The organism is Paenibacillus sp. GCM10012306, assembly GCF_042649265.1.
Classification (GTDB): Bacteria; Bacillota; Bacilli; order Paenibacillales; family Paenibacillaceae; genus Paenibacillus_AQ.
The window spans coordinates 239,868-259,675 of sequence record NZ_JBHRYW010000007.1 but is presented as its reverse complement, the minus strand read 5'-3'; the positions used below and the strand labels follow the sequence as shown (position 1 = coordinate 259,675).

The 19,808-nt window shown below is 50.5% G+C and carries 20 protein-coding genes; 10 read left to right on the top strand and 10 right to left on the bottom strand.

Annotated features, from left to right (window positions below):
- Positions 1–189 precede the first annotated feature (189 nt).
- Genes ACFORK_RS17075 through ACFORK_RS17060 form a run of 4 tightly spaced genes read left to right on the top strand, consistent with a single transcriptional unit; the run spans position 190 to position 3,194 of the window.
- The gene (locus ACFORK_RS17075) at positions 190–855 is read left to right on the top strand and encodes an amino acid ABC transporter permease (RefSeq protein ID WP_379201015.1); all 666 of its coding nucleotides are present in this window, start codon (positions 190–192) and stop codon (positions 853–855) included.
- The gene (locus ACFORK_RS17070; RefSeq protein ID WP_379201013.1) at positions 836–1,513 is read left to right on the top strand and encodes an amino acid ABC transporter permease; all 678 of its coding nucleotides are present in this window, start codon (positions 836–838) and stop codon (positions 1,511–1,513) included. Before ACFORK_RS17075 ends, ACFORK_RS17070 begins: the two co-directional genes overlap by 20 nt.
- A 22-nt stretch (positions 1,514–1,535) precedes the next feature.
- Entirely contained in the window at positions 1,536–2,291 is a 756-nt protein-coding gene (locus tag ACFORK_RS17065) for an amino acid ABC transporter ATP-binding protein (RefSeq protein ID WP_379201011.1), read from the top strand.
- 21 nt (positions 2,292–2,312) lie between these two features.
- Positions 2,313–3,194, top strand: coding sequence for a cysteine ABC transporter substrate-binding protein (locus ACFORK_RS17060; RefSeq protein ID WP_379201008.1), 882 nt, complete (start codon positions 2,313–2,315; stop codon positions 3,192–3,194).
- 65 nt (positions 3,195–3,259) lie between these two features.
- Here ACFORK_RS17060 and ACFORK_RS17055 read toward each other — a convergent pair whose 3' ends face one another.
- Positions 3,260–4,291, bottom strand: coding sequence for an RluA family pseudouridine synthase (locus tag ACFORK_RS17055; protein ID WP_379201006.1), 1,032 nt, complete (start codon positions 4,289–4,291; stop codon positions 3,260–3,262).
- Positions 4,292–4,552: 261 nt separating this feature from the next.
- On the opposite strand from ACFORK_RS17055, the gene recQ reads away from it, so the two are divergent.
- From recQ to ACFORK_RS17040, 3 genes are read left to right on the top strand one after another with little or no spacing between them, the layout of a single operon-like run.
- Positions 4,553–6,388, top strand: coding sequence for a DNA helicase RecQ (gene recQ, locus ACFORK_RS17050; protein WP_379201004.1), 1,836 nt, complete (start codon positions 4,553–4,555; stop codon positions 6,386–6,388).
- Positions 6,389–6,402: 14 nt separating this feature from the next.
- Positions 6,403–8,355: a B12-binding domain-containing radical SAM protein gene (locus tag ACFORK_RS17045; protein WP_379201002.1), complete on the top strand. Its 1,953-nt coding sequence runs from the start codon at positions 6,403–6,405 to the stop codon at positions 8,353–8,355.
- 24 nt (positions 8,356–8,379) lie between these two features.
- Positions 8,380–9,465: a nucleotidyltransferase family protein gene (locus ACFORK_RS17040; protein WP_379201000.1), complete on the top strand. Its 1,086-nt coding sequence runs from the start codon at positions 8,380–8,382 to the stop codon at positions 9,463–9,465.
- A 100-nt stretch (positions 9,466–9,565) separates the two neighbouring features.
- Here ACFORK_RS17040 and ACFORK_RS17035 read toward each other — a convergent pair whose 3' ends face one another.
- From ACFORK_RS17035 to mnmL, 7 genes are all read right to left on the bottom strand, one after another.
- The gene (locus tag ACFORK_RS17035) at positions 9,566–10,258 is read right to left on the bottom strand and encodes a class I SAM-dependent methyltransferase (protein ID WP_379201256.1); all 693 of its coding nucleotides are present in this window, start codon (positions 10,256–10,258) and stop codon (positions 9,566–9,568) included.
- Between the two features lie 300 nt (positions 10,259–10,558).
- Positions 10,559–10,642, bottom strand: a complete 84-nt coding sequence (locus ACFORK_RS17030; protein WP_379201254.1) for a putative holin-like toxin — start codon at positions 10,640–10,642, stop codon at positions 10,559–10,561.
- A gap of 170 nt (positions 10,643–10,812) precedes the next feature.
- Positions 10,813–11,766 carry an alpha/beta fold hydrolase gene (locus ACFORK_RS17025; protein WP_379200998.1) on the bottom strand — a complete coding sequence of 318 codons (954 nt, stop codon included), beginning with the start codon at positions 11,764–11,766 and terminating at the stop codon, positions 10,813–10,815.
- Positions 11,767–11,818: 52 nt separating this feature from the next.
- Positions 11,819–12,787 carry a type I phosphomannose isomerase catalytic subunit gene (locus ACFORK_RS17020; RefSeq protein WP_379200996.1) on the bottom strand — a complete coding sequence of 323 codons (969 nt, stop codon included), beginning with the start codon at positions 12,785–12,787 and terminating at the stop codon, positions 11,819–11,821.
- Between the two features lie 39 nt (positions 12,788–12,826).
- Entirely contained in the window at positions 12,827–13,219 is a 393-nt protein-coding gene (locus tag ACFORK_RS17015; RefSeq protein ID WP_379200994.1) for a VOC family protein, read from the bottom strand.
- 7 nt (positions 13,220–13,226) lie between these two features.
- Positions 13,227–13,823 carry a tRNA 5-(aminomethyl)-2-thiouridylate-methyltransferase MnmM gene (mnmM, locus tag ACFORK_RS17010; RefSeq protein ID WP_379200992.1) on the bottom strand — a complete coding sequence of 199 codons (597 nt, stop codon included), beginning with the start codon at positions 13,821–13,823 and terminating at the stop codon, positions 13,227–13,229.
- Positions 13,823–14,779 (bottom strand): tRNA modification radical SAM protein MnmL/YtqA, encoded by a 957-nt coding sequence (gene mnmL / locus ACFORK_RS17005; RefSeq protein WP_379200990.1) that lies wholly within the window; start codon positions 14,777–14,779, stop codon positions 13,823–13,825. Before mnmL ends, mnmM begins: the two co-directional genes overlap by 1 nt.
- Before the next feature lie 312 nt (positions 14,780–15,091).
- On the opposite strand from mnmL, the gene ACFORK_RS17000 reads away from it, so the two are divergent.
- Positions 15,092–15,274 carry a hypothetical protein gene (locus tag ACFORK_RS17000; protein WP_379200988.1) on the top strand — a complete coding sequence of 61 codons (183 nt, stop codon included), beginning with the start codon at positions 15,092–15,094 and terminating at the stop codon, positions 15,272–15,274.
- Between the two features lie 195 nt (positions 15,275–15,469).
- Entirely contained in the window at positions 15,470–16,186 is a 717-nt protein-coding gene (trmB, locus tag ACFORK_RS16995) for a tRNA (guanosine(46)-N7)-methyltransferase TrmB (RefSeq protein WP_379200985.1), read from the top strand.
- A gap of 85 nt (positions 16,187–16,271) precedes the next feature.
- On the opposite strand, the gene ACFORK_RS16990 is transcribed toward trmB, so the two are convergent.
- The gene (locus ACFORK_RS16990) at positions 16,272–17,387 is read right to left on the bottom strand and encodes an MGDG synthase family glycosyltransferase (protein ID WP_379200983.1); all 1,116 of its coding nucleotides are present in this window, start codon (positions 17,385–17,387) and stop codon (positions 16,272–16,274) included.
- Positions 17,388–17,439: 52 nt separating this feature from the next.
- Entirely contained in the window at positions 17,440–17,967 is a 528-nt protein-coding gene (locus ACFORK_RS16985; RefSeq protein WP_379200981.1) for a phosphatase PAP2 family protein, read from the bottom strand.
- A gap of 407 nt (positions 17,968–18,374) precedes the next feature.
- On the opposite strand from ACFORK_RS16985, the gene ACFORK_RS16980 reads away from it, so the two are divergent.
- The gene (locus ACFORK_RS16980) at positions 18,375–19,613 is read left to right on the top strand and encodes a glycosyltransferase family 2 protein (protein ID WP_379201252.1); all 1,239 of its coding nucleotides are present in this window, start codon (positions 18,375–18,377) and stop codon (positions 19,611–19,613) included.
- The last annotated feature ends 195 nt before the right edge of the window (positions 19,614–19,808 follow it).

Sequence of the window (19,808 nt, the reverse complement as noted above, 5' to 3'; positions counted from 1 at the left end):
AGTTGGAATTATGTGAATATTATAAGTGTCGCGGGATGTAATTTTTTTCCTTAAAATTGAATTAAATAAAAGTTAGATTTGGTAGAATCCCTAGATTCATAGAGTTCTATATTTTTATAACCAATAAAATTTATGAGAATAGTTTGTTTAATGATTGATTTTATTTTCGGAAGCAGAGTAGGTGTGTATATGCAATTAAATTGGGAGTTTATGACGGAGAGTTTGCCGCTGTATGGTGCCGCGATGTGGCTGACCCTCAAGCTGGCCTTCTGGGGCATTTTGTTCTCGCTGCTAATCGGGTTGGTCTTCAGCGTGATTTTATATTACAGGGTCAAGATCGTTAGTCCTGTGATTCATGCTTATGTGGAGCTTTCCCGGAATACGCCGCTGCTGGTGCAATTGTTCTTTCTGTACTATGGCTTGCCCAAGGTCGGCGTTCATCTAAGTGAGACGACTTGTGCCATTATCGGCCTGACTTTTCTCGGAGGAAGCTATATGACAGAAGCATTCCGTAGCGGGATCGAAGCCGTGGGGAGAACACAGATAGAATCCGGTCTAAGCATTGGGCTGTCCAAGGTTCAACTGGCACGATATGTGATCCTGCCGCAGGCGTTTGCGATCAGTATTCCGTCGCTGGGGGCCAATGTAATATTTCTGCTCAAAGAGACGTCCATTGTCGGAGCCATCGCTCTGATGGATCTGATGAATGTGGCGAAGGATCTCATCGGCATGTACTACAAGACGGCGGAGTCGTTGCTACTGTTAGTGCTGGCCTATCTGGTTATGGTGCTGCCATTATCGCTGGTCCTGAGCTGGGTGGAAAGGAAGGTTCGATATGCAGAATTCGGGGATTAACGTGTTGTTTGAAGGTTCCAATTTCGAGCGGCTATTAGGCGGTCTGTTGGTTACGATAGAAATTGCATTTATCTCGATTATTATCGGTGTAGTGCTTGGAACGATTATGGGTCTCTTGCGGACACTGAATTCCCGGCCTCTGAAGTTCATTTTGCGACTGTATCTGGAGGCGTTCAGAATCATTCCAATTCTGGTCTGGCTGTACGTGGTGCACTTCGGATTCTCTCCGCTGCTCGGTATTGATATAGACGGGGAAGTGACAGCCATTCTGGTATTTAGCCTGTGGGGGGCGGCAGAAATCGGTGACATTGTCCGGGGAGGGCTGGAATCCCTGCCGCGCCATCAACTGGAATCGGGGAAGGCACTCGGCCTTGGTACCCGGCAGTTATACCGCCATATTCTCATTCCGCAGGCCGTGCGGCGAATGCTGCCGGGGGCGATCAATTTGGCGACACGGATGGTTAAGACGACTTCGCTGGTTGTACTGATCGGGGTGATCGAAGTGGTGAAGATCGGGCAGCAGATTATAGAGCTGGGTGTAATTAAGGCGCCGACGGCATCCTTCTGGGTATACGGATTCATCTTCATTCTTTATTTTCTCGTCTGTTATCCGTTATCCAGATTGTCCAAGCTGGCAGAGCGGCGATGGCAAAATTAGATACTAGGAAGGACAGATCGCAATGACACAGTCGGGGGAAATTTTGCTGGAGATAGAGGGGCTAGAGAAGAGCTTTGATGATCGTAAAGTGCTGGAGGGGATCGACCTGCAAGTGGGCAAGGGAGAAGTCATCGTCATTCTCGGCCCCTCTGGCTGTGGGAAGAGTACCTTCCTGCGATGTCTTAACGGCCTGGAACCTGTCCAGGCCGGGAGAATTCATTATCGCAATCAGGATCTGGCGAAGCCTGATGTGGATTTTCGCGAGGTGCGGCAGCATATTGGCATGGTATTCCAGAATTACGAGCTGTTCCCGCATATGACGGTTATCGAGAACATTCTGCTCGGGCCGCTGAAGGTGCAGAAGCGCAGCAGAGACGAAGCACAGCGGCAGGCGGAGCAGCTGCTGGAGCGGGTAGGGCTGCTTGACCGGAAGGATGCCTACCCACGCCAGCTGTCGGGGGGACAAAAGCAGCGGATTGCCATTGTCCGGGCACTATGCATGAACCCAGAAATCATGTTGTTCGATGAGGTAACTGCCTCGCTTGACCCCGAAATGGTGAGAGAGGTGCTTGAGGTCATTTTGGGGCTTGCCAAGCAGGGAATGACGATGCTTATCGTCACCCATGAGATGGGCTTCGCAAGATCTGTAGGTGACCGAATTGTCTTTATGGATCAAGGCAAAATTTGCGAGATATCATCACCGGAACAGTTTTTCACTTCACCGTCGACAGAACGTGCCCAGCATTTTCTGGATATATTTCAGTACGACAAATTATAGACTCAAGGGAGATGAAGAGAGATGAGAAAAGGATTGAAGTTGTTAACGTCTGTCGTGTTGGCCAGTCTGTTATTGGTGGGTCTTGCGGCCTGCAGTAACGGCAATTCGGACAAGGACAGTGGCAGTACCGGCTCCTCCAAGTTTGCTTCGATTGAGCAATTGAAGAAGAATGGCAAGATCCGAATTGGTGTATTCGCGGATAAACCGCCATTTGGTTATGTGGATTCAGCGGGCAAGAACCAGGGGTTCGACGTCTACATTGCCAAGCGTTTTGCGAAAGACTTGCTAGGCGATGAATCCAAGGCTGAGTTCGTTCTCGTGGATGCAGCCAGCCGTGTAGCTTATTTGGAATCCAATAAAGTAGATATCATTATGGCGAACTTCACGGTTACTGATGAGCGGAAGGAAAAGGTCGATTTTGCTGACCCGTACATGAAGCTGTCCTTCGGAATTGTGTCGCCAGACAGTGCCCCGATTACTTCCATTGACCAGTTGAAGGAGAAGGGCAAGAAGCTGATTGTCGCTAAAGGCACAACGGCTGAGTCCTACTTCACCAAGGAATACCCGGATGTGGAGCTGCTGAAATTTGACCAATACACAGAAATTTTCGCTGCCCTCAAAGATGGACGCGGCGCGGCGATTGCTAACGACAATACCGAGCTAATCGCTTGGGCCAAGTCCAACCCTGGTTTTACGGTCAGCATTCCCGAGTTCGGTGGCCAAGACACCATTGCTCCGGCTGTTGCCAAGGGCAATAAGGAGCTGCTGGACTGGATCAACAACGAGCTGGGCACACTGGGCAAGGAAAAGTTCATTCATGAGGCGTATAACGAGACCTTGAAAGAGGTATACGGTGAAGGCTTCACCGACCAACTGGTTGTAGAAGGCGGGAAGGTGCAGTAAGTCTTGAACATAAAAAAAGTCTGTCCCTCAGCTATGTTGATAGCTTGATGGGACAGACTTTTTTATTATCTCGATTCAGGCGAGGTATATTTCAAGAACGCTTTAGGAATCGGGCTCTCGAAGGTCAGCAATTCTTCTGTCTTCGGATGAACAAAGGACAGAACGCGGGCATGCAGTCCGAGCCGGCCTACGGTTTTGGTCTCTGCTCCGTATTTTTTGTCGCCTGCAATAGGGTGGCCGATATCGGCCATGTGGACGCGGATCTGGTTCTTGCGCCCTGTCTCCAGCTGCACTTCCAGCAAGGAGAAGTGGCGATTGGACTGGATCAACTTGTAATGGGTAACGGCATGCAGGCCGTCGCCTTCATAAGGACTGGAATACATCTTGAGAGTGGCAGTTTCCTTCAGCCAGGAGCTGACGGTGCCTTCCGGCTTTTTAACGGCCCCTTCGACAAGCGCCACGTAGGAGCGTTCTTTCACAGTATCCTTCCACGTATTCTGCAGGGCCTGCTGAATACGTTCGCTTTTGGCAAACATCATAACCCCTGAGGTGTCGCGGTCCAGGCGATGTACCACAAAGATTCGATTCTTCGGATTGCTGCGACGTACATGCTCCATGAGCTGGCGGTAGGCCGTCAATTCATTTTCTTCTCCAGTAGCAATGGACAACAGTCCCGCATCCTTCTGGATCACGATGATATCATCATCCTCATGCACAATGGTGAGTCCGTTCAGAACTTCCGGCTGCACCGGTTTTTCAGTTTCGATCACAATACTATAGCCCGGTTGAAGTTGGAAATTATGCTGGGTTGTCGTCTTGCCATTAACCGATACCTGACCACGAGCGAGAATGGATTTGATCGCATTGCGTCCACGTCCGCTGACGTGACTGAGCAAAAAGGATAACAGTTCCACTGGCTCAGTTACCGTATAGGTTTTTGGTGCTGCTGGTGTCTTGGCCTTTGGATTTGGTCTGCTATTTGGCTTGCTATGGTTTCTGGTACCTGCTTTGGGTTGTGTTTTGTGTTGGGGTTTGGTTGTGCGGGCAGGCTTCGCATTTCTTGCAGAGGTCTCCCCGGGATTTCGTCTTGTGTTCATGATTGCATTCTCCGTCCTCTGATATTGTACTCTTCAATATACCATGGCCTCTGAAGAATTACTATTGTTGGAATCAGATATAGAACAGGGTCGATGTATTCCTACTAATTATAGTTTTTATATAAAGCTTGGCTCAAACCTATTCTTTTTATGTGTCTTTTCCAAAAGAAGAAAGAGAGCTGGAAATGTGGTCGGGCGGTTGCTCATTACTCTGCTGCCCGGTAAACTAAAGAGAGATAGATCTAAGGAGTTATGATAGATATGACTATGCAAGCACCTACTATGGAACAGGCGCAGGTTGAACTGCAAAAATATTACGGCTATCCCGATTTCCGGGAGGGTCAGAAGAAAATCGTTGGAAATCTGCTGGAAGGGCGCGACACACTCGGTATTATGCCTACCGGGGGCGGGAAGTCCATCTGTTATCAGGTGCCAGCTCTGTTAATGCCGGGTCTGACCCTGGTAATCTCGCCGCTCATCTCGCTGATGAAGGATCAGGTAGATGCACTCATCACGGCTGGTATTCCGGCTGCGTATATCAACAGCACGCTGAGCGGCAAGGAAGTTAATGAACGCATCCGTGCGGCCCGCCGGGGTGACTTGAAGCTGCTTTATGTCGCACCGGAGCGGCTGGAGCTGGACTGGTTTCGTCTGGAGATGGCAGGCTTGTCCATCTCTTGCGTAGCGGTGGACGAGGCGCACTGTGTCTCCCAGTGGGGGCATGACTTCCGCACCAGCTATCTTTCCGTGTCTCCGTTCGTAGATGAGCTACCGCAGCGGCCCATTCTGGCGGCGTTCACGGCGACGGCCACGCCGGAGGTAATGGAGGATATCGTCCGTCTGCTACGCTTACGCGAGCCGGGCGTCTTCATGACCGGACTTGGGCGTGACAATCTGGCGATGTCCGTATTGCGTGGTGAGAATAAGCGTGAGTTCGTACTGGATTATACGGCTTCGCATACACACCAGCCAGGCATTATTTATGCGGCGACCCGCAAGGATGTTGACGATCTGTATCAACGGCTGCTGAATACCGGGATTGCCGCTGGGCGCTATCATGCCGGGATGAATGACCAGGAACGGGCGGAGAGCCAGGAGGGCTTTCTCTATGACGACATCCGGGTGATGGTGGCGACGAATGCGTTTGGCATGGGGATCGACAAGTCCAATGTCCGTTATGTTATTCACTACAACATGCCGAAGAATATGGAGGCTTACGTTCAGGAAGCAGGCCGGGCCGGACGGGATGGGGAGCCGAGCCAGTGTATTTTACTGTTCAGCGCCCAGGATATCATGACCCAGAAATTCCTGATCGAGCAGAATCCGCAGGACCCTGAGCGCAAAGCCAATGAATACCGCAAGCTTCAACAGATGATCGAATACTGTTATTCCACCCGCTGTCTGCGCAGTGCGCAGCTGGATTATTTTGGCGAGGTGCATAAGGACAAGCCTTGTGGCATTTGCAGCTCATGTACGGATGAGCGTGAGCTAGTGGACATGACCGTGGATGCGCAGAAAATTTTCTCCTGCATTCACCGCATGCGTGAGCGTTTTGGGGTTGCCTTGGTGGCCTCTGTGCTGAAAGGTTCCCGTAACCAGAAGGTGCTGCAATACGGCTTCGAGTCGCTGCCAACCCATGGCGCGATGTCCGGACGGACGGAGAAGGAGATTACGGAGAGCATCAACGTGCTGATCTCGGAAGGATATCTGGCCCTGTCGGAGGGGCAGTATCCGGTAGTTAGACTGCAGCTTCCGGCTGCAGAAGTGCTGCGCGGTCAGCGTCAGGTGCTGCAGCGGGTGGCTCGGCCATCGCGGGCTGGATCACCTTCAAGCTCGCGGGAGCGCAGCCGGGTGCGCGACTTGTCGCCGTCGGCGGTTAACGAGACGGTGTTTGAGCAGCTTCGCCTGATCCGGCGGGAGCTGGCAGGCCGGGAGCATGTGCCGTCCTATATTATTTTCAATGATGCGACCCTGCGTGAGATGAGTGTGGTTTGTCCACAGACCGAAGCGGAAATGCTGAGGGTGAAGGGTGTCGGTGAAGTGAAATACCGCAAGTATGGTAAACCGTTCCTTGAGTTTTTCCAAAATGACTTGTAAAGAGGGCGTAGCGCATGAAGATCATCCTGGCTACATTAAACGCCAAGTACATTCACACCTCGCTAGCGATCCGCCTGCTTAAGGCGTACAGCGAGCATGAATTCAGTGATATTCATTTGGCGGAGTATACGATTAAAGACCCTGTAATGAATATAGTATCTGACCTGTTCCAGAGACGGCCGGATGTGATCGGCTTCTCCTGTTATATCTGGAATATCGAGGAGACGATCAAGGTGATCGGTATCCTCAAGAAAGTCATGCCTGAAGTGACGATTGTGCTTGGCGGGCCGGAAGTGTCCTATGAGCCGCTGTACTGGATGAAGCGTGAGCCGGGCGTTGATTTTGTGGTGAATGGAGACGGTGAAGAGACGTTCCATCATTTGCTCCAGGAGCTGCGGGATGACCGCAAGTTCCATTTTGTGTACGGTGCGGCTTATCGCAAGGGAGAGGAATTGATCGTCAATCCTCCCCGGCCGAAAAGTGATCTGAACACATTGCCCACGCCGCATCGTTTTGCCGATGATTTGCCAGATTTAAGCAAACGGATCGTATATTTTGAGACCAGCCGGGGCTGTCCTTTCAACTGCCAGTTCTGCCTGTCCAGTATTGAGGTCGGTGTCCGGTATTATGATATTGAGCGCGTGAAGTCTGACCTGCTCTACCTGATTGACAATGGAGCCAAGATCATCAAGTTCCTCGACCGGACTTTTAATATTAACCGCAATTATGCGATGGAAATGTTCCAGTTCCTGATTGATAATCACCGGGGTTGTGTGTTCCAATTCGAGATTACGGCGGATATTATGCGGCCGGAGGTACTGGATTTTCTGGCGGAAAATGCACCCCCGGGCATCTTCAGGTTCGAGATTGGTGTGCAGTCGACCAACGATGAGACGAATGAGTTGGTCAAACGCCGCCAGAACTTTGCGAAGCTGTCGCGTACGGTGATGAAGATCAAGGCCAGTGGCAATATCGACCAGCATCTTGATCTGATCGCCGGACTGCCGCAGGAGGATTACGCAACGTTCCGCAAGACCTTTAATGATGTGTTCGCGATGGAGCCGGAAGAATTGCAATTAGGCTTTTTGAAAATGCTGCGCGGCACCGGGCTGCGGTCGCAGGCAGCCAAATATGATTACACATATATGGAGCACGCTCCTTATGAAATTTTGAGCAGCCATGTGATGTCTTTTGGCGACATTATCCGCCTGAAACGGCTAGAGGATGTGCTGGAGAAATACTGGAACAGCCATCGGCTGGATCATTCCATTAAGTATTTGATTCGCCATGTGTTTCCTTCACCCTTTGACTTCTTTCAAGAATTCGGCGATTACTGGGAGGAGCAGGGCTGGCAGAAGATTGGCCATCAGCTGGAGGACCTGTTCATAAGGCTACATGATTTCTTGACTGAGCGAGGCACGAAGTCGATGGACATTATCACCGGACTCATGAAGCTCGACTACTTCCTTGGGCATAAGTACAAGCCGCGTAAAATCTGGTGGGAGCCTACGCTCGGTAAGTCGCAGTGGGCCTCCTGGTTGAAGGAGATTGCTGCGAATCCAGAAATTTTGTCCATGGAACTTGCAGGAGTAAGAACGGGGATTAATGAACGTGAGCTGCAAAAATATGCCGTGCTGGAGCTGCTGCCCTTCCCGCTTGAAGAAGTGCTGACATCCATCAGTGGCTTGCGGGCTGATGAAGGAACGACGGTTGGCGGGGAGCTCCAAGCCATAGGTGAACCCGATAACGGCGCTTTCCTTGCTGTTGCCGGGATCTCCGCTACAGCCCGAGCAGGAGTCGAAGCAGCTGTTCCGGGTGAGGAGGGTTTGTCCGCCCAGGCATCTGAGCAGGCGAACACCTCCACGCTTGTCGCTGATGTTCCGGCCGGAGGGAACACATTGCTCATCGTGCTGTACCAGCAGGATGAGAGTGGAAAGCCGAAGTATTACACCATGCCCTTGGTCTAGGGAAGAGGAAAGAAGGGCTTATTCGTGAATCAAGGAATTTCATTGGCTCTGTATGAGGATAAATACAAGCAAGCGTTGCTTCGTTTTTACCTTCCAGAAGAGCAAGGGCAGTTCACCGGTATGCCCAGAGATACACTGGCAACTGCTTTGGAGGATGGCGACAGAACGGCCGTTGTCATCCTGGAAGGAGAGCGGCCGGTCGGTTTTTTCATTCTTCATGGTGGTGAGGGGATTTCCGATTTCTATCCGAATCATTCCGGAGCACTGCTGCTTCGTGCTTTCCTGATTGATTATGCGCACCAGGGGAAGGGTTATGCCAAGTCGGCGCTGTTATTGCTGCCGCAGTTCGTTCAGCTGCATTTTCCAACGGTAAGGGAAGTGGTTCTTGCTGTGAATGAAAGGAACCTTCCGGCAGAACGCTTGTATTCCCAGGCGGGGTTTGTCGATCATGGGTTGCGTCGAATGGGGAAAAAAGGCCAGCAGAAAATTCTTCAGTATGATCTGCTGAGCAGTTCAACATCGAAAAATCCGGCTGAGGCGGCAGACTTAAGCCAAAGACTGATCGGAATTATCACCGGAAGCTCCGTGTTAATGAATTTATTTCACGGCGCTCAGGCACTGGAGCCTTACCCGTATTATATTGGTGCAGGCTGTCTTGTCCAAACGGTCTGGAACGAGCTAACCGGGAGACCGCTCCATTATGGGATTGAAGATATCGATATTGTCTACTACGACAACACTGATCTCAGTTACGAAAGCGAAGATGCAATGATTGTGAAAGCCAAGGCGTTGTTCGCAGACATCCCTATTCCTGTTGATCTGAAAAACCAGGCCCGTGTCCATCTTTGGTACCGCGATAAATTCGGAATAGAGCTCAAGCCTTATACTACATTGGAGGCGGCGCTTGATACATGGCCTACAACAGCAACCTGCTTGGGTGCAAGGCTGAATAGGGATGGCAGCTGGCAGATTTATGCCCCATACGGTCTGGAGGATTTGTTTACATTGACCGTTCGTCCGAACAAGGCGCTGATCAATGAAACGATCTACCTCAGCAAGGCACAGAAGTGGGCGGATAAATGGCCTGAGCTGCAAATTGTACCTTGGTAAATCGTTCTATTCCTCTCTAACACAAAGACACCTTCGGGCAGTTGCCTAAAGGTGTTTTCGTCGCTATATTAAGCAGAAATGGCTAGAGTGCTGCCGTTAACTATTTTTTAGCGACAGCCAGCATATGTGGACTCATTCCTAGTAAGCTTTCCTGCTCTTCTACCAGTGAGCATATTTTCAATAGTTCTGCTCTACTGTGTTCGTTCTTCCACTTCTCAGTAAATGTAGGCACGATCCACACTGGCCCTTCAACGGCTAGCATCTTAGTGTCCATGAAGCCTGCCTCTGCAAGTTCGCTATTTAATTCCTCCGGTAGATGGAAAAAGGCCCGGGAGATAAACGAAGGATAAGCCTCTGGTCGAATATGCTGGCCATTTGTCAGTTCCTGTTTAATCATTGCTGAAAAAATGGGATCTTCCAAATAGTCATTTTGCCCTCCGTATACAGATAATCCCCATAAGGTTGAACTAAAGCGGGAGATCGCAGAGACAATGATAATTCCGCCAGGTTTCAGGACCCTTTTGGCTTCATGTATCGCCGCCATTCTTTCTTTTCGTTCAGGTAAATGATAAAGCGGTCCCATCAGTAATACAAAGTCAGCACTGTTATCAGGGCGCGCAATGCTTCGGGCATCGGCAACCTCAATGGTATGAATAGGTACGATTTGCTTGGAGTCCTGAAGCGCTCGCGCGTATTCCACAGCTTTGGGTGCAAGCTCGAACATATGAACCTCATGACCCAATTCTGCTAGCCACCTGGAGTATACGCCTATACCTCCGCCGATATCGTAGATGACTTTTAGTAGTCGAGAATCTGCTTCGTACCATCCAAATCAGTCACGTGTATCAGCCTCCTTATTATGAGAAGTATTTTACAGCCCATGAAGTAAAGACAGCTGTGACAAATTTACTTTCTGAGCAACTTGTATTTATTATGATCTGTGTTGTGATTATGTAATAATATGGATTGTGCTATAATAGGAATGAAAAAGGAGCCGTGCGGCAAACACGGTTCCCAGCGTACAACCACTGCTTCATAGCAGTCGGCCGTTATCGCTTGTGTGTGGAATAGACCGTTACCTTGCCGGGGCGGTCTATTTCTTTTTTAGATAGGCGAGCAGTGATAGTATAAACATGCCAAAAGCGAACATTAATGTTAGGGCATCCTTGACCTCCATGGAGTGTCACCTCCTTAGTAAGGAGATAGACCGCCGCTATTGAAGCCAGTGTTTGTACAATAAAATAATATCATAATTATGAAGTTAAAAAATGGAGCATTAGTAGATTTATAGTGGAGTGCAAAAAGACAGGCTATTCCGTAATTCGGAATAACCTGTCTTTGTTTAATTTAGGATTGCAGCAATGATTTCCCCGTGGGGAGGTGATGAACCAGCCAATCCAGTACATCTGCGGTTACCTGATCGCGGTTTACTTCATTTAGCATTTCGTGTCGGCCTCCGGGATATAACCGACAGGCTACATCCTGAATCCCCTTGTTCCTATACAGCTCTGCCAGCTTCAGTACACCTGTGCCCTTCATGCCGACAGGGTCCAATTCTCCAGAGAACAGATACACTGGCTTGTCTGTGCACAAGGAGGCGAGTGACGTCTCGGAATGGATATCACGCAACAGCCGGAAGAAGTCGCGGAAAAAGCGGGTGGTACAGATGGCACCGCAAAAAGGGTCGGATACAAACCGGTCAACCTCGTCTGGATCACTGCTCAGCCAGTCAAATGGGGTTCTCATTGGCAAGAACCCGCGGTTGTAGCTGCCGAATACGATGCTGTTTAACAATATGCTGCGATGCAGTTCTCCTTGAAGACGGTACTGGATGTTCGCAAGGGATTCCCCAAGCCTAAGCATACTGCGTGGACCGTTGGTACCGCTGAGAATATACCCGGCATAAGTCGAGCTGCCCTCTTCGCACATCAGCTTTTGAGCCAGAAAGGAGCCCATGCTGTGTGCAAACAGAAAGATCGGCAGATTCTCATGCCTGGAGGTTGCAATCTCAGCGACCTGCAGCAGATTGCGCCGCATCCAGTAGAAGCCATCCTGGCCGGTATCGCCAAGCAGATTCACTTGGCCTGCCGTTTTGCCGTGACCCCGGTGATCATTGGCATAGACAGCATATCCCGCTGTCGTCAGCGCCTTCGCGAAGCGGGCATAACGGGCTGCCGTCTCGGACATCCCGTGCGAGATCTGCACGATGCCCCTGACCGTAGCGCCGGGTTCCGGCAACCATTCATAGACATGTATATCGACCCCGATGGGATCCGTCATTGTAAAACTATTTTCCAACATAGCCCATCCTCCTGAACAAGATTGCGGGCAAAGACACTGGATTTAGGAAGTCTTATGGCAAATAGGAGCGAAGCACTGTGGATTGGCCTTCGATTCCATAAGCCCCCAGATTGGCTGGCAACAGGTAGCATTCGCCTGCAGCGTAAGGCTGTGATCCGCCTTCCCAAGTCAGATGGCCGCTGCCTTCACAGATCACGAGGATCGTGAAGCTGTCCGGAGTGGTGGCGAGATTCCATTCGCCTTGTACAATCCCTTTTTCCACAATGAAATAAGGGGAGGCAGCAAGCTGCAGCCATTCTCCAGGGACTGCACTGTCAGTCTTCATGGAAGTGGCCCCCGCACCTTCGTAGGCCGTTACGTTAAGGGAATCCTCGATATGAAGCTCACGCGGCTTGCCGTCCAGACCTGGACGGTCGTAGTCGTAGATACGGTATGTAGTATCCGAGTTTTGCTGAATCTCGGCTACAACAACACCTGCACACAGGGCATGCACTGTTCCGGCCGGAATATAGAATGTATCGCCTGCCGATACAGAGACTTCTTGCAGCGTGTCCATGACTGTACCGTTCTCCATCGCCTGACGCAATGTTTCGCGGTCAACGCCTTCCTTCAATCCGTAGATGATTTTCGCATCTGGTTTGGCGTCAAGAACGTACCACATTTCTGTTTTGCCCAGTTCGCCCTTCGGCAATCCTTCGTAATCATCGGTAGGGTGTACCTGTACGGAGAGATTATCGTTACAATCCAGGAGTTTGATCAGGAGCGGAAATCTGCCGCCTGCTTCCGAAATCCCTTTGCTGCCGAACCATTCCCGTCCGAATTGCTCGCGGATTTGATCCAGTCCTTGTCCGGCAAGGTCTCCGTTGACCACGGAAGAAGTTCCGTTAGGGTGGTCAGCAATCATCCAGCCTTCGCCGATATGGCCTTCTGGCAGGTCCAGTCCGAATTTCTCCAGGGCACGTCCGCCCCAAACACGTTCTTGGAATTCTGGTTGAAATTTCAATGGATAAGGTTGAGTCATGATTACATCTTCCTCTCTGATAGTAAAATTTAGCTGCTGTTAGACCTTGCGGGTGGATGCAAAAAACTCAATTTTTTCATGATCTGGTCCATCAAAAAAGAAAAACCGGCTGCCACCCTCCAATTGACGGATGGCGGTCAGGCCCTCAAGACCAAGGCTTTCTATTCGCTGGTACTCACCCTCGATCTCGGAGACCGTAAAGGCAATATGACTGACCCGGCCTTCATCAGGCAGGCCCTCCCATAGAGACTCAATCAACTCCACCTCGACAGAGGCTTGTCCCGGAAAAGAGAGAAAGGCCAGCCGTAGACGGTCGCCCAGCTCACCGACCGTTTCGGCCAGTGTCAGGCCAATGACGTTGCGATAGAAATCAATCGAGGTCTCAAGAGAAGAGACCTTGATCCCAACATGCTCAATTTTGTGTACGGCCATGCGGTCTTCAGCTCCTTTTCTTCTCCAGCGCCAGGCAGTAAGGGGCAGATGCCCGCTGTAACTGGCGGTATACAATGCTTTGGGCGACGACAGGCGGGATGGCAGCGGCCCAAGACTCCACGGCAGCGGCTTCCAGGTCGCCGCCGTCATGCCCGGGATACAGCACCGCTGTGATGATCCCGCCGGGGCGAAGTAGCTCGAGCGCGGCTTCCAGAGCCGCAAGGGAGCTGTCGGGCTTGGTGATGATGGTCTTATCGGCATCTCCCGCAGGGAGATAGCCGAGATTGAACATCACCGCCGACACGGTTCCGGGCCAGTCTTCCGGAACCGCTTCAAGCATGTCGGCGTGGCTGCTCTGCAGCAGCGTTACCGGGGCCAGCGTCCCAGGTGACGCCTCGCCCGCCGCGCGGAGACGCTCTTCAGCCAGCGCGAGCGCCTCCGCCTGGATGTCGAAGCCGCGGACTTCGCCGCGCGGCCCGCAGAGCTTCGCCAGGAACAGGGTATCAGCCCCTGTTCCGACGGTGGCATCAATGGCGCGGCCACCAGAGGATAGCCGCTCGGTGGTCAGCTTCTGGGCGAAGCTAAGAACAGACCAGAAGCCCATTAGCGTTGCCTCCAGTACTTGCCTTGCCAGGAGTTCCGGGCAATCAGCTCATTATCGATGCCGTTGAGGACTTCCCATTTCTTGAGGCTCCACATTGGCCCAATGAGTAGATCGCGCGGGGCATCACCGGTCAGACGGTGCACAATCATCTCTGGTGGCAGAAGTTCCAGGGAGTCGACAATCAGCTTGATATATTCGTCCTGCTCCATAAAACGAAGCAGGCCGGCTTCATACTGCTTCACCATCGGCGTCTTGCGCATGAGGTGAAGCAGGTGGATCTTAATGCCCTGTACATCCATGTTGGCTACGGCCGAGACCGTCTCCAGCATCATTTCATGGGTTTCCTGTGGCAGCCCGTGAATGATGTGTGTACAGATTCGGATGTCGTGTTTGCGCAGCTTCTCGACAGCTTCCAGATAACAGGCTGTATCATGAGCACGGTTAATCAGCTCTGAGGTGGAGTCATGGATCGTCTGAAGGCCCATTTCCACCCAAAGGTAAGTACGCTTGTTCAGCTCTGCCAGATACTCGACTACATCATCTGGCAGGCAGTCCGGCCGGGTAGCGATGGACAGTCCTATAACACCTGGCTGCTGAAGAATAACTTCAAAATATTCTCTCAGTTCTTCTACTGGAGCGTAAGTATTAGTGTAAGCCTGGAAATAGCCGATGTATTTGGCATTCGGCCATTTGAGATGCTGCCGATCACGTACCTTATTGAACTGGGTGATGAGATCATCGCGGCGGCTGCCGGCAAAATCTCCGGAGCCTCGCGCGCTGCAGAAGGTGCAGCCGCCTTTGGCAATGGATCCGTCCCGGTTCGGACAAGTGAAACCGGCATCGAGCATGACTTTGAACACTTTTGTATTCATCTGCTCACGCATTTCGTAGTTCCAGGTATGAAAACGTTTATCTCCCCACAAAGGGGCGGAGGAGGTCTCTAATAGGTTAAACATGGGTTGCTCCTTTGAAATTCGGTTCATTCTCTGCTATACGGTTAGTATATCGACTTATAAAGAAGACGCAAGTAATTTTATCATGCGTCATGAGTCCAATCCATTGTACCAAAAATCACCGTCCAGCGTAACAAGAGGCACTGTAAAGATCGCTGAAATTTAGGCCGGAAAATAGAAAAATTGGCTTGTTAATACTTACACCTTATGTTATATTTGAAGTGTAAAAAGTCAGTAATATCAAGACATTTTCCTTGTATTGAATTCATACTTTCGTGTCGTCCGGTCCATACTAATAACCGTGAGGTGATATCGATGAATTCTCAAACGGCATATGCCGATGGCAAAGGTTCGATTGACGTTACATTAACCCCTGATGAGGCCCTTGCATTGACAGGTGTAGAATTTAACGGTAACCACAAGATTAAGACGGAAGCGCAGCGCAAGATTCGTAATGCGTTCGAGAAGACGCTCGATTTCAATTCCGGAGCAAAGTAAGCTGAGCACACCACCGGTGGTGTAGTAAAGCATGACCCAATTTCAATAGTAATCAGTAAGGGATTCTCGCAGCAGCCTTCCTTGGGCTGGTATGATGGATTCCTTTTTTTTGCCGTTATGCCTTTACTTTTGGGGACAAGTTCGGCACAATATTGCAAGTGACAGTTACAGCATTCGATAAGCGGAGGAATACGCATGCGTTTACGTGGAAGAAAAGGAATACGTGAAAGTCTCGAGGGCCAGGCTGATCTGGTTGTCCTCGACCCCCGTAGCCATAAAGGGCAATGGGCTGCCTTGTTCGGGAATGACCATCCGATTCATGTCGAATTTGGAATGGGCAAAGGGCAGTTTATCAGCCAAATGAGCTCCAAATATCCCGATATCAACTTTATCGGTGTGGACATGTACGATGAATTGATCCGCCGTGCCGGAGAAAAAGCGAGAGCTGTATGGGAGCCGCAAGGTCATGAGACCCCGCCTAACCTGAAGCTGGCGCTTGCCAATATCGACTATGCGGAAGAAGTGTTTGCTCCGGAGGAGCTAGAACGCATCTACCTGAACTTCAGTGACCCTTGGCCGAAGAGCAAGCATGCCCGTCGTCGTCTAACGCATCCGCGTTTTCTCGACAAATATCGTGGCCTGCTGAGCCCTCTGGGCGAGATTCATTTGAAGACGGATTCCAGAAGTTTGTTCGAGTTCTCGCTGAATTCTTTTGCGGATTTCGGGTTGCAAATGAAGAACATTTCACTTGATCTGCATACGGACGGTGTGATCAATGAAGAGCATGTGATGACAGAATATGAGACGAAGTTCTACGGACGGGGAGTCAATATTCATCGCTGCGAAGCCATTGTGGGTTCAGAGGCGCTGGCACGTTATCAGGCCACCCGGATGGACAAGTACAGACTATAATGTTATCAGTTAAAAGCCGGCAAGCCTCCGTATTCACGAAGGACTTGCCGGCTTTTATTTCGGCCCTGAGGGCCGCTGTTTGCTTTTACTCCAGCATATCGAGAATGCTTTGGGCACTCTGCAAGGGATGGTAGCGGGCGATTCGTTCCAAATGGTGCTTCCGCTTGTTCTGCATATCCTCATAGTTGTTCAACAGGCGCTCCATCCATTTGACGACAACATCGAGAGACTCAATGGGCTCGCCGAACCCGGCCGCCGTGAAATAACGACAATTCTCTTCCTCCTGTCCGGGCAAGGGATGATGGAAGAGCATCGGAATGCCTTTGGCTAGGCCTTCACTACAAGTCATGCCGCCTGGCTTGGTGACGAGCAGATCAGATACCTCCATCAGCTTGTCGACCTCACGCGTGAACCCGAGGAGGCGAATATTAGGGTGGTTATACACCGGGTTTCTGCGCATTTCCTCCAGAAGCTTCTCGTTCTGACCAAGACAAAATACGATTTGGATCTGCTCCCGATACCCTGCCAAGAAATGATTGACCGTCTCGTCGTTCATCATCCCCCAGCCGCCTCCCATCACCATCACCGTTGGCTTATCATGAAGACCGAATTGCTCCAGAATCTCCGCTCTGCCAGGATGCTCCCAGAAATTGGGGTGCACCGGCATTCCCGTAACCTGTATACTGGCAGAGGCGACTCCGCGGCGAAGCAGCTTGGATTTCACCTCCGGCGTAGAGACGAAATAACGGTCCACATGTGGACTGATCCAGCTGGCATGCGCATCGTAATCGGTGATGACAGTGCAGAGCGGAACTTTAAAATCCGGGTCCAGCCGCTTCAGGCGGGAGATCACTGCACTGGGAATAAAGTGGGTGCATACGATGATATCCGGCTGCAACTGCTTCATAATATTTTTGGTATGGGTATAAAAAATGCGATGCAGGGCAAGCGTGGTAAGGCGGTTAAATGATTTCTGATGACGGTAGACATACCCCATCAGCCGTGGCTGAGTGGTCACCGTCTTCCGGTAAGCAGATACGATAAGAGGTGCCATTTTAGGATTTAGAAAGTTCCCTAATTCAAGCACCTTCGTTTGAACATTGGGCGACAGCTTGCGCAGGCTGCTGGACAGCGCATAGGCTGCCTGCGTATGACCTGCGCCAAAGCCTTCCGACAGCAAAAGCACTCTTTTTTTGCGCAATGTATAGTTCACCTGTTCTCAAAAGGGATTCTAATATTCTAGCCTACCCTGTTCAGGACCATAAGGCAATTGTGCCGGCAGCAACTCCGGTACCTATTACAGCACCTGCAAGCACATCGGACGGATAATGCAGGCCCAGGTACATCCGTGAGAATCCGACAGTGCATCCTAACGGAAGCAACACAAAGGCGAGCGGCGGAAAGGCTGCCATATAAGGAACGAGCCAAGCAAAGATAGCAGTAGTATGACCTGATGGAAAAGAATGATCCTTAAGCGGGTTGCGAAACGTCCGTGTACCCGGAAGGGCCAGATAGGGGCGCCTGCGCGGATACAGCTTCTTGGCGATAGCCACGGGCACATGACTGACAGCCAGCGAAGCTAGCGCCTGTATCGCCGTTGTTCTCCATGGCTGGGGAGCGAAGGCCCAAATCAGCAGATTAGTGCCGATTGCGAGGGTTGCTCCACCCAGATGCGTGAGATGGTAAAGCCAGAAGTTCAAAAACCGGTTATGCATCCGGCCGTTAATCCATTGAAAAAGACGCCGCTCCCAGAGATGCAGTTTCATGAATAAATGTCTCATAATCGTTGTCCCTCCGCTAGTCCGGCTATCGGTTTAGCATTGATGCGGCAATCCGTTCTTAAAAAGTGAAGCCGTCTTTATCATACTTTTTTAAGGGAGCCCATTCAAGAAAAAGCTCAGCTTTGCGCGAAAATTGCCAGTTTTGACTTGGGATACCCTTACGCCTTACAATGATTCAAGCAGGCCGAACGTGTTTAAAAGGTAACAGAGAAAAATGGGTTTCACCTCAGGGAATCCGAACAATCCTTTAGCGCGGAAGATATAAAAAACCAGGACCCTGCCAACAATAAGTGAATGCTTGTAGTCTATTTTGTAAGGGATGCAACAAAAGGGTCAGAAAGAACGTTTTACAAGCCAGAGAGAAAAAGAACACCATGAGTGAAAAAAAGGGGGCATTAAAAAAGGTCATGACAGACGCACTGTTTGTTACGCTCCAAGTGATCTTGGCGGCGATCGCGATTTACCAGTTTTCGTTCTCGCTGTTCGGACTGCAAAAGAAAAAAAGAAAAGAGCAGTTCAAGCCGGAAAAATCGTTTGCAGTACTTGTTGCGGCGCACAATGAAGAAGAAGTAGTTGGCGCACTGATGGAAAACCTGAAACAGCTTAATTATCCGCCGGAGCTGTACGATGTATTCGTGATTTGTGACAATTGTACGGATGGGACGGCCCGGATTGTTCGGGAGCACGGCATGAATGCCTGCGTCCGTACCAATGCCAATCTGCGAGGTAAGGGCTATGCGATTGAATGGATGCTCAAGGAACTGTGGGGCATGCAGCGTCAGTATGACGCCGTCGTGATGTTCGATGCCGATAACCTGGCGCACACCGAGTTCTTGATGGAAATGAACAATGATCTCTGTTCAGGGGCACGAGTGATTCAGGGCTACATTGATACGAAGAATCCAGAAGATTCATGGATTACGGCCGCTTACGGTGTATCTTACTGGTACATCAACCGTCTATGGCAGCTCTCCCGTCACAACCTGGGCATGGCGAATTTCCTTGGTGGCACCGGCATGTGCTTTGAGACCAAGCTGCTGAAGGAAATGGGTTGGGGAGCCACAAGTCTGGTTGAGGATCTGGAGTTCACCATGCGCAGCGCTTCGAAGGGTGTATATCCGAAGTTCAACTATGACGCCAAGGTCTTCGATGAGAAACCATTGACCTTCAAGGCCTCCTCAAGACAACGCCTACGCTGGATGCAGGGACACTTCACGGTGGCCCGTCGTTATTTCTTCCCGCTGCTGTGGCAGAGTATTAAGGAACGCAGTCTGACGAAGTTTGACCTCGCCCTTTATGGGGCAAACGTATATATTGTGCTGCTTACATTCCTGATGACAGCGGTCATGTGGATCGACAATGCCTTCTTTAACGGACCGAACATTGCTAATATTTATGGACACCTTCCATTATGGCTGGGCTTTGTGGCTATAGGAGGGAACCTGCTTACGTTCTTCTTGGCGATGATCTTAGAGAAGGTCAAGTTCAAGAAGGTATATGCATATTTGCTTCTGTTCCCAATCTACTTGATCTCGTGGTATCCGATTACGTTCTATGCGTTCTTCACGCAGAACAACAAGCAATGGAGCCACACCAAGCATACGCGTGTCGTAAGGCTGGAGGAAGTGCAAAGCAAGCAGGGATAGTGGTTTGCTGATGTTTTTTTGTAAAAAGTCGAAAACCTGTTGACATTCATATAGACAACAGTGTATAGTATTTAAGTGTGAAAAACATAGAGATTGCAAGAAGAAGCACCGGCTTCTCACCTGACTGGCATTATGCTAGCTGGTTTTGATCTCAATGCTTTATGAATGTTAATGTTCATGAACGTTGATCAAACA